The organism is Micromonospora sp. AMSO31t (genome assembly GCF_008868175.1).
Taxonomy (GTDB): domain Bacteria; phylum Actinomycetota; class Actinomycetes; order Mycobacteriales; family Micromonosporaceae; genus Micromonospora.
Genome location: NZ_WBKT01000341.1, coordinates 1 through 481 on the forward strand (window position 1 = coordinate 1; position 481 = coordinate 481).

General features: G+C 50.5%; 1 protein-coding gene. It reads right to left on the reverse strand.

The window, feature by feature from the left end; translation table 11 throughout:
• Positions 1–368 (reverse strand): hypothetical protein (locus F8274_RS30855; RefSeq protein ID WP_151465921.1); only part of this gene is annotated, 368 nt, incomplete at its 3' end.
• Positions 369–481: the final 113 nt, after the last annotated feature.

A 481-nucleotide genomic window follows, 5' to 3' on the forward strand; every position in this document is an offset into this window, starting at 1 on the left:
TGCGCAGCATTTCTGTCTTCGAGCACCAATACGGAATTTGTAACATTTACCCAGGTGCGCTGCCGCATTCCATGAGCGTAGCTGATCGTATTGGTTCGGCCCACGTCGTCATACAGGTCCCACGCGGGATATTGGTTGGAGGCATCGTCTCCAAACCATTGCCCTTTTAACAAACTGCTATCAAGACCTCCGCCCTCTGTGGAGACGTTTCCGAAAAAAGTAGTATTGCTACTCCAGCCGTATCCGCTGGCAAAAAAGGAGACGTCCTTTGGATAGCCACTGAAGGTGTTACTGTAGGCCTGCAGATTTGCCGTCCGGTTATCCCCCCAACCCAATATCTCGACCGCATAGAGCGCGTTGCTGAACACATTGAAAGCAACAACAATGTTACTGTTTATTGAGGACCCTTGATACCCCTCAGCTCCAAGTCCGATTGCGGTAGTTCCCCTTGCGCATACGAACTGATTACCCAGGATGTTCA